Below are 8,732 nucleotides of genomic sequence, written 5' to 3'. Positions count from 1 at the left end.
ACCTGAGTACCGCGGGGCACGTGAAACCCCGTGGGAATCCGGGAGGACCATCTCCCAAGGCTAAATACTCCCTGGCGACCGATAGCGAACTAGTACCGTGAGGGAAAGGTGAAAAGAACCCCTGTTAGGGGAGTGAAACGAGAACCTGAAACCAATTGCCTACAAGCGGTTCGAGCCATTGTGCGTTTTCTTCGGAAGACGTTCAGGGTGAGAGCGTGCCTTTTGCATAATGAGCCAGCGAGTTTATTTGTAGTGCGAGGTTAAGCCTTTCTGAGGCGTAGCCGCAGCGAAAGCGAGTCTGAATAGGGCGATTGAGTACTGCGGATAAGACCCGAAACCGAGTGATCTATCCATGGGCAGAGTGAAGCTTGGGTAAAACCAAGTGGAGGCTCGAACCAATAAGGGCTGAAAACCTTTTGGATGACCTGTGGATAGGGGTGAAAGACCAATCAAACTCGGTGATAGCTGGTTCTCCCCGAAATATATTGAGGTATAGCCTCAGGTAATTCGCGCACGGAGGTAGAGCACTGAAAGGGCTAGGGGCCCCACCAGGTTACCAAACCCTATCAAACTCCGAATGCCGTGCGTTTTATCCTGGGAGTCAGACTGTGGGTGAGAAGGTCCATAGTCAAGAGGGAAACAGCCCAGACCGTCGGCTAAGGCCTCCAAATTCGTGCTCAGTGGGAAAGGAAGTGGAGTTGTTCAGACAGCCAGGAGGTTGGCTTAGAAGCAGCCATCCTTTAAAGAAAGCGTAATAGCTCACTGGTCTAGTGATTCCGCGCCGAAAATGTAACGAGGCTAAGCACGATGCCGAAGCCACGGGTGTGCGTTTTAACGTACGCGGTAGGGGAGCGTTCCTCGCGGGATGAAGGTGAACCGGAAGGTTTGCTGGACTTCGGGGAAGTGATCATGCTGGCATGAGTAACGATAAAAGAAGTGAGAAACTTCTTCGCCGTAAGCCCAAGGTTTCCTGGGTAAAGATAATCTTCCCAGGGTGAGTCGGCCCCTAAGGCGAGGCTGAAAAGCGTAGCTGATGGGAAACAGGTTAATATTCCTGTACCTGTGAGACATCGTTTGAGTGATGGGGGGACGCGGAAGGGTAGGTCATCCGGGTGTTGGATGTCCCGGTTCAAGGTAGTAGGCTGGCTTCGTAGGCAAATCCGCGAAGCTTTAAGCCGAGAACTGATGACGAGTCTTTAAGACGAAGTGACTCATCCCATGCCGCCGAGAAAAGCCTCTAAACGAGATGTCTTTCAGACCGTACCGCAAACCAACACAGGTGGGCGGGGAGAGTATCCCAAGGCGCTTGAGAAAACTCTGGTCAAGGAACTCGGCAAAATGACCCCGTAACTTCGGGAGAAGGGGTGCTCTTTTTTGTGAAGGGACTTGCTCCCTGAGCATCGAAGAGTCGCAGAGAAACGGCGGGGGCGACTGTTTACTAAAAACACAGGTCTGTGCGAAGTCGTAAGACGCGGTATACAGACTGACGCCTGCCCGGTGCCGGAAGGTTAAGGGGAGAGGTTAGGGCAACCGAAGCTTTGAACCGAAGCCCCGGTAAACGGCGGCCGTAACTATAACGGTCCTAAGGTAGCGAAATTCCTTGTCGGGTAAGTTCCGACCTGCACGAATGGCGTAACGATCTCCGCGCTGTCTCGACCAGAGACTCAGTGAAATTGAAGTGGCGGTGCAAATGCCGTCTACCCGCAGCAAGACGGAAAGACCCTGTGCACCTTTACTATAACCTGGCATTGGGTTTTGGGGCATCATGTGTAGGATAGGTGGGAGGCTATGAAGTCTGTACGCCAGTATGGGCGGAGCCATCGTTGAAATACCACCCTTGTTGTTCTAAAACTCTAATACTGGTCAGTGAACCCTGACCGTAGACAGTGCCAGGCGGGTAGTTTGACTGGGGCGGTCGCCTCCCAAAGAGTAACGGAGGCGTGCAAAGGTTCCCTCAGGCTGATTGGAAACCAGCCGTTGAGTGCAAAGGCATAAGGGAGCTTGACTGTGAGAGAGACATCTCGAACAGGGACGAAAGTCGGCCTTAGTGATCCGGTGGTCCCGCATGGAAGGGCCATCGCTCATCGGATAAAAGGTACGCCGGGGATAACAGGCTGATCGCGTCCAAGAGTTCACATCGACGACGCGGTTTGGCACCTCGATGTCGGCTCATCACATCCTGGGGCTGGAGCAGGTCCCAAGGGTACGGCTGTTCGCCGTTTAAAGTGGTACGCGAGCTGGGTTTAAAACGTCGTGAGACAGTTTGGTCCCTATCTGCTGTGGGCGGAGGAGACTTGAGAGGGCCTGTCCCTAGTACGAGAGGACCGGGATGGACGAACCTCTGGTGGACCAGTTGTCGCGCCAGCGGCACAGCTGGGTAGCTACGTTCGGCAAGGATAACCGCTGAAAGCATCTAAGCGGGAAGCCTGCCTCAAGATTAGGTCTCCCTGGAAGTGATTCCCTAAAGGTCCCTGGTAGACCACCAGGTTGATAGGCTGGAGGTGTACGCGCAGCGATGCGCTCAGCTGACCAGTACTAATAGACCGTGAGTCTTAACCTCTCTATACTTCGTTACCTATGAAATGGTGACTTGTGATTGGTGATATGCAGCCTGGAAATATCCAGGATATTCGCAAACCACCCCCACAAATCACCCATCACCAAATTTGTTCTGGTGGCCTTGGCGGAGGGGACACACCCGACCCCATTCCGAACTCGGAAGTTAAGCCCTCCAGCGCCGATGATACTGCGGTTCTAACCGTGGGAAAGTAGGACGCCGCCAGATCATTCCTCATCACAAAAACGCCCGCTTAGGAAACTAAGCGGGCGTTTTTGTTTTTGAAAGAACTTGCAATCAGACGCTTTTCAACCATGTGCGCCAAGCAAAGGGTGCAAAGCCAGCAGGGCACGGTTTTGAAATTCGACAGGAGAATGGCGCTTGAAGAGACGAGCGAGGTCCACTTCGTCGCTAGGAGGAGCGGATATCGGCAGGTCATTGGAAATCAAACCGATGATGTCTTCGTCATGGCCGTCGGTATTATAGAGCGGGATGAGGTCGTACGCTTGTAAATAGTGCTCGTAGAGGGCATGGTCCGCCGAAAGGATTTTGTCGGGACGCTCTATGGCATGGTCGCGCAAGATGTTGATGGACCGCATTTCCAGGCCGTCGCAACAACCAAGGACTTGCTCCAGTTCCGGCGTCGGGCTTGTCTGGTATCGAAAGGCGTGCGCGACGAAAAGAAACGTGTTGTCCCGCTCCGGGGCGACAAGACGGTTGAGTTCCGAGAGGGAAAGGTGGTGTACTGGATGACTCAGAAAACGAGCCCCGAAGGCCACGATATGGTACCCTTCCGTCAGCGCGACCTCGATACCGGAGTAGAGTTTCAATTGCGGATAGTTGGATTGTAATGCTTCGAGGCGATCCTGATCCCAGTAGACGCCATGTTCCGTGAAAAGCAGGGAGTCCAAGCCTCGGGCGATGGCGATTTCACAAGCATTTCTGGGATTGACGAAGGAGCAGCAGGAGTGCTGGCTGGTATGAAAATGGCAATCAATACGCATAATGACGCGACGTTTCCGTTGGCTGATAGAGTCCGTGGAGATAAAAAGACTTGGCAGGGGCGGCCATATGAAGAAATCACACAAGGCGATCGCACTCAATGAAATTGTCCAGGGAATCCAAAATAGGCTACGCCTATGTTCTTCTGGCCGCAACTCTCTGGGGAATGATCGGTCCTCTGGCTTTGCTGGCGTTTCAACAAGGCCTGGAGCCGTTGGAAGTCGCCTTCTGGCGGGCGACGCTGGGAGCGCTGCTGTTCATGGTGCATGTCTCGATCCGTGGTCAATGGCGTGTTCAACGAGCCGACCTCCCGGCTTTTTTCTTTTTCGGGCTGGTCTGTGTCGGAGTGTTTTACGGCGCGTTTCAGAAGACGGTTGATCTTGGCGGCGCTTCCGTCGCGGCGGTCCTACTCTATACAGCTCCGGCCTGGGTGGCCTTGCTGGCCTGGATATTTCTCGGGGAAACCCTGGGACGCCTGAAGATACTGGCCGTGGGCATAACCTTGCTGGGTGTTCTGGGAGTCAGCCTCGGTCCGGACGGCCTGACCGCTCTTCGCGAAGGTCTTTGGAATCCGGCCGCCGTGGGGTATGGTTTACTTTCAGGGCTGACCTACGCTCTCTACTATATTTTCGGAAAGCGGTATTTGAGTAAATACTCCGCGGCCTCGGTGATGGTCGTTGCCTTGCCGATCGGGGCCCTCGCCCTCTATCCCTTTGTGGACTTTCATGAAAAAACGCTCGTCGCCTGGATAGCCTTGGCCGTTCTGGCTCTCGTTTCCACCTATGGGGCCTTCCTGGCCTATTGCGCGGGATTGCGTCGCCTTGAAGCCACTCGCGCCTCCGTGGTGGCCACGTTTGAACCCGTGGTGGCCGCGTTGGTCGCCTATGCATGGTGGGGGGAGCGATTGGGCTATCTTGGTATTTTGGGAGCGATGCTGATCATATTCGCCGTTCTGATCATGGTCCGGGCTGGCGACGATCCTCGGGCCCGTTGTGTATCCCGCTGATGATCGCGCTTGCTGAAGACAGATGCTTTCCTCACTCTTGACCAGGTTCATAAGCTTACAGTAGAGATAACCGCTTCGCGCCAGTAGCTCAGTTGGATAGAGCATCGGCCTTCTAAGCCGAGGGTCGGGGGTTCGATCCCTCCCTGGCGCACCAAAGAAAAACAAGGGCTTCCGATGAAACCGGAAGCCCTTTTTTCTTTTCAATACCTCAATCCACTGAAAAACAATATTTTTTTTGGATTCCTGCATGTCCATTTGGGCATGAGATTCAAAATAACCCTGGCTCCTGTGGAGCCAGGGTTATTTGTCCATACGTCGGGTATCGCCGACAGACTTGCTTGAATCGCTCTGAAAGCTTACGTCGACTCATCTTCCTTGGCCGGGAGTGGAGCGCCCAGTTCCCGGATGGCTTTGGTGTAGGATCGGCGCAGGGCTTCCAGGTATTCCGGGTCCATTTTGCCGGCCCAGGTTTCCACTTCCAGGAATCGCTTCGAAATGGTGGTTTTTTCCGGCTCATATCCCGTGGCCAAGCGCATCCGCCAGCGCAATCGCTGCATTTCATCGGCGGCTTTGTCCATGTTCTCGGCCAGTTCGGGCAGGCCGACGACCTTCAAGCATTCGGCCAGAAGCGATTTTTTGTAGACCCCCCGGGCGAAGAGGCAGGAGACCAGGGAGGTTAACAAGACACGTTCCCGTTCGTCCTCCACGAAATAGCGGGTGGCTTTTTCCGGGTCCTTGTCGTGTTTTTTCTGGTCATAGCCATAGGCTCCGGTGTCCAGGTGAGAGTGGCGGAAGGACAGGGACTGGGAGGCGAAAAAGGTCTCTCCGGTGGCGTACCCGGCCATTTCCTGGCCCAGGACGCAGGCGAAGTCCTCTCCGCCGTATTTCGCCGCGGCGTGGGCCACGCCTTTGGCTAAATCCTTATAGAATTCGTTCTTGGCATGGCCCAGGCACCAGATGGCTTCCTTGTAGGCCGCGGTGTTGCCGAAGACCAATTCTTCCTCCACCTGTTCCTTACTCAAAAGTCCTTTCTGATACGCCTCGGTGGCCCAGGCCAGGGCCACGCCGGTGCTCATGGCATCCAGTCCTTCCTTTTCCACTTCATCCATCAGGGCCAGACACTCGGACGCGTTCATTACGCCGAGCATTGAGCCCAGGGCGAAGATCAGTTCATAGTCGTAGGCCACTTGGCGAATCTGGAAGCGGTGTTCGTCCTGGAACTGCTCCCGGAGCATGCCCACGTGGATGCAACCCACCGGGCAACCGGCACAGGCGGTGTTGCGGATCAGCAGGTCCTTGGCAAAGGTTTCGCCGGAAATGCCGTCCACCTCATGGTCCGTGGTCTGGGTCAAGTTGCGGATGGGCAGAGACTTGAGCGCGTTGAGCGGGGCCACGTTTCCGGGGGTGCCCAGGTTGTGGTACTTGCTCATCATTTCCGTATCGGTCATGTCGTCGTGGACTTTTTTGAACAGCTTGGCATAAGCCTTGGTGTCCGCGCCCGGCAATTCCTGGTCGCCATCCCCGGAGATCACCAGGGCCTTGACGTGCTTCACTCCCATGACCGACCCCGCGCCCAGCCGTCCGAAATGGCGGAAGGTGTCCACGTTGATGCAGGCGTAGGCGGACAAGGTCTCCCCGGCCGGGCCGATGCGTAAGATGCTGCGATGACCGGAAGCCCCGGGAAAGGCCCTGCGGATCACTCGGCCCGTGGTCAGGGCGTTGGCGCCCCAGAGGTAGTTGGCGTCCTTGGTTTCGATGATCTTCGAGCCCACATGTACGGCCACGGGCACCTCGGCCCGGCCGCGCAGCACCACGGCGTCGTATCCGGCGAAGCGCATGGCCAGGGCTAGACGGCCACCGGCGTGGGATTCGGCGTACTGGTCGTGATGGGGCGACTTGAAGCCGCAGACCACCTTGGACATCAGCGGAAAATAGCCGGTCAGGCAACCGATGGCGAAGATCAAGGGCTGGTCCGGGTGAGACCATGGTTCTTCAGGTAGACCGTAGGTTTCAAACAAAGCTGCGGCTAAACCGCTGCCGCCGATGTGGACGTTCTTGTCGCCAAAGGAGATGATTTCGCCTTTGTCCCGGTCCAAGTGGACGATGCAGATACGAAACGCGGTATCAGTCATTGGCACCACCTCCCTGGCGGACATGTTCCTGTTTTTGGCGCATTTCCAGACAGTCGTGGGGGCAGAACTCCACGCATCGGCCGCAATGAATACACACGTATGGCTGTGTCTTCTCGTCCAGATAGACGGCGTCCACCGGACAGGCTGGGGCGCATTTGCCGCACTGAATGCACAGCTTCATTTTTACAATTACTCCGCCGCCTTTGCGCTGGGAAAAAGCGCCGGTGGGACAGGCCTTGACACAGGGGGCCGGGTCGCAGGCCAGACAAAGCCGGGCTTCAAAGCCGGTGGTGATGCCGCCGCTGGACTTGATCCGGATGCCGGCCATGCTCCAGGAGAGCTTCTTGTGCACCTGCCGAGCGCAGGCCAAAGAGCAGGAGTGACAGCCGATGCATCGGTCCATGCGTGATGCACGCAAAATCTTCATTGTATTCCTCAATGGTTGAAGGTTGGAAGGTTGAAGGAGAATGTCTCGTGAAAAATGCCAGGTTAGCCTTTTTACCTTCAGGGCGCAAAAATCACTTTCGACCTCACCGGGGCTGTTGGGCGGGGGGAGGATGGTTTGGGCTGAGGAAAGTCTAAAGAAAAAGAGAGCGCGAGGCGCGAAGAGAAGTGGGCGGGCTTGTTCAAGGATGTTGACCTGGCAAGAGTCCTCTGTATCATTGAAGGTGAGCAGGCATGACCAGGCGCGTGAAATGCCCCTTGAATTCGGTACACAACACTTCGGATCAGGATAACAAGCCGGAGTAATATCGAATCCGTTGCGACGAATGGGAAGAGTGGGGCTGTGTTGAGCAGAGTCGAGTGATTTTTATAATTGCGAATGAAGGAGAGCCGATGCAAGACGCGAACCACTCGTATTTCTTGATTCGACTTCCGGTCCCCAGGCCATCAATCCTCGATCTGCACCGCCACAAACGCGACCTGGCCACCAGTTTGCTGGAAGGAACGGACAGCGGAATCAAACTGTCCGTGGAGGAGATGATGGATATGATCCGGGGGGCGGAGTGATTTATACCAAGTTTACTTCGGTAGTGAGTTATTCACTTGAAAAAAAGTTATCGGGGTCGGCGTCGCTATCGGGATCGGGATCGGGATCGATACTGTTTGTTCGCCCATGATCCTTATTCGACCCCGATTCCGATACCGACCCCGACACCGAAGGAGAAGCTTTGAATCCTGAACCATCTCCAATGATCCTGTTGAAAAAAATCATCGGCCAGTTTTGCATGCCCCTGAGCGTGGCTGGATTTCTGTTGGTTGCCGGGTTGGCGCTGCTGTGGTTCGGGAAAGGCCGGAAGCCAGCCGGGTTGTTGCTGCTATTGGGGACGATGGTTGCGGTGGGCTTTGCCTCGTCTCCGGTGGCGGATCGCCTTCTGACTCCGTTGGAGCGTCGTTACGAACCCGTGACGGATGTTCGGGGTTTGGCGGACGTCAGGTTTGTCGTCGTGCTGGGCGGAGGGCATCGTTCCGATCCTCGCTTGCCCGCGACAATGCAATTGTCCGACGCCTCGCTTGCCCGACTCGTCGAAGGAATCCGGCTGCATCGACAGCTTCCGGAGAGCGTTTTGGTTTTTACTGGAGGAGCGGTTTTCGATGCGTTTTCCCATGCTCAGGTCATGGCTGAGGCCGCTGGAGAGCTGGGAGAGTTGGAGCCGAGGATTCTACTGGACCAACCCAGGGATACGGCGGAGGAGATGCTGGCGTTGCGGGAGGTGATCGCGGCGGATGAGCTTTTTTTGCTGGTGACCTCGGCATCGCACATGCCGAGGTCCGTGACCCTGGCCAAGGCCGCCGGACTGGCTCCGATCCCGGCTCCGACGGATTTTCTGGTCAAGCAGTCCTTGGAGAAGGAGCGCCATCCTGGTGATTATTTCCCGTCCGCCGCCGCGTTACGTCGCAGCGAACGTGCCGTCTACGAGTACCTGGGGATGGTCTGGGCCCAAGTCCGGGAGGTTCCTCGGTTGCGTCGCACTGTAGCGGAGACGAAGGACGGTTAAAAAGGATGGGAAGGGAAAAAGGCTGTCTCTCCCCT

At 55.9% G+C, this 8,732-nt stretch carries 6 protein-coding genes, 1 tRNA gene and 2 rRNA genes (1 of these 9 only partly in view); 6 read left to right on the top strand and 3 right to left on the bottom strand.

What is annotated here, in order from left to right; genetic code table 11:
* Together DESLA_RS0106960 and rrf are read left to right on the top strand one after the other, a co-directional pair.
* Positions 1-2,560 (top strand): 23S ribosomal RNA (locus tag DESLA_RS0106960); it begins 397 nt to the left of the window's first position.
* A 110-nt stretch (positions 2,561-2,670) separates the two neighbouring features.
* Positions 2,671-2,785 (top strand): 5S ribosomal RNA (rrf, locus tag DESLA_RS0106955).
* Between the two features lie 80 nt (positions 2,786-2,865).
* On the opposite strand, the gene DESLA_RS0106950 is transcribed toward rrf, so the two are convergent.
* Positions 2,866-3,660: a PHP domain-containing protein gene (locus DESLA_RS0106950; RefSeq protein ID WP_156932898.1), complete on the bottom strand. Its 795-nt coding sequence runs from the start codon at positions 3,658-3,660 to the stop codon at positions 2,866-2,868.
* Here DESLA_RS0106950 and DESLA_RS0106945 point away from each other — a divergent pair.
* Together DESLA_RS0106945 and DESLA_RS0106940 are read left to right on the top strand one after the other, a co-directional pair.
* A complete protein-coding gene (locus DESLA_RS0106945; RefSeq protein WP_028571888.1) occupies positions 3,660-4,565 on the top strand; it encodes a DMT family transporter in 906 nt (301 codons plus the stop codon). The two genes, DESLA_RS0106950 and DESLA_RS0106945, sit on opposite strands and share 1 nt — an antisense overlap.
* A gap of 77 nt (positions 4,566-4,642) precedes the next feature.
* A tRNA-Arg gene (locus DESLA_RS0106940) sits at positions 4,643-4,719 on the top strand.
* Positions 4,720-4,921: 202 nt separating this feature from the next.
* On the opposite strand, the gene DESLA_RS0106935 is transcribed toward DESLA_RS0106940, so the two are convergent.
* The gene (locus DESLA_RS0106935) at positions 4,922-6,697 is read right to left on the bottom strand and encodes an aldehyde ferredoxin oxidoreductase C-terminal domain-containing protein (RefSeq protein WP_028571887.1); all 1,776 of its coding nucleotides are present in this window, start codon (positions 6,695-6,697) and stop codon (positions 4,922-4,924) included.
* Complete coding sequence (locus DESLA_RS0106930) at positions 6,690-7,124, bottom strand: 4Fe-4S dicluster domain-containing protein (RefSeq protein WP_028571886.1); 435 nt, start codon at positions 7,122-7,124, stop codon at positions 6,690-6,692. The genes DESLA_RS0106935 and DESLA_RS0106930 overlap by 8 nt, the downstream gene beginning before the upstream one ends.
* A 410-nt stretch (positions 7,125-7,534) precedes the next feature.
* On the opposite strand from DESLA_RS0106930, the gene DESLA_RS22845 reads away from it, so the two are divergent.
* Both DESLA_RS22845 and DESLA_RS19240 read left to right on the top strand, forming a co-directional pair.
* Positions 7,535-7,708: a hypothetical protein gene (locus DESLA_RS22845; protein ID WP_156932897.1), complete on the top strand. Its 174-nt coding sequence runs from the start codon at positions 7,535-7,537 to the stop codon at positions 7,706-7,708.
* A gap of 161 nt (positions 7,709-7,869) precedes the next feature.
* Entirely contained in the window at positions 7,870-8,697 is an 828-nt protein-coding gene (locus tag DESLA_RS19240; protein WP_169732604.1) for an ElyC/SanA/YdcF family protein, read from the top strand.
* Positions 8,698-8,732: the final 35 nt, after the last annotated feature.

The sequence above is a fragment of the Desulfonatronum lacustre DSM 10312 genome, from assembly GCF_000519265.1.
In the GTDB taxonomy this organism is placed as follows: domain Bacteria; phylum Desulfobacterota; class Desulfovibrionia; order Desulfovibrionales; family Desulfonatronaceae; genus Desulfonatronum; species Desulfonatronum lacustre.
The sequence above is the reverse complement of the archived record's forward strand: the minus strand, read 5'-3'. Positions and strand labels throughout refer to the sequence as shown.

What these genes read in the sequence shown, in the direction of transcription:
- DESLA_RS0106945 (WP_028571888.1), top strand. Translation starts at nt 3,660, where the DNA reads ATGAAATTGTCCAGGGAATCCAAAATAGGCTACGCCTATGTTCTTCTG.
- DESLA_RS0106935 (WP_028571887.1), bottom strand. Translation starts at nt 6,697, where the DNA reads ATGACTGATACCGCGTTTCGTATCTGCATCGTCCACTTGGACCGGGAC.
- DESLA_RS0106930 (WP_028571886.1), bottom strand. Translation starts at nt 7,124, where the DNA reads ATGAAGATTTTGCGTGCATCACGCATGGACCGATGCATCGGCTGTCAC.
- DESLA_RS22845 (WP_156932897.1), top strand. Translation starts at nt 7,535, where the DNA reads ATGCAAGACGCGAACCACTCGTATTTCTTGATTCGACTTCCGGTCCCC.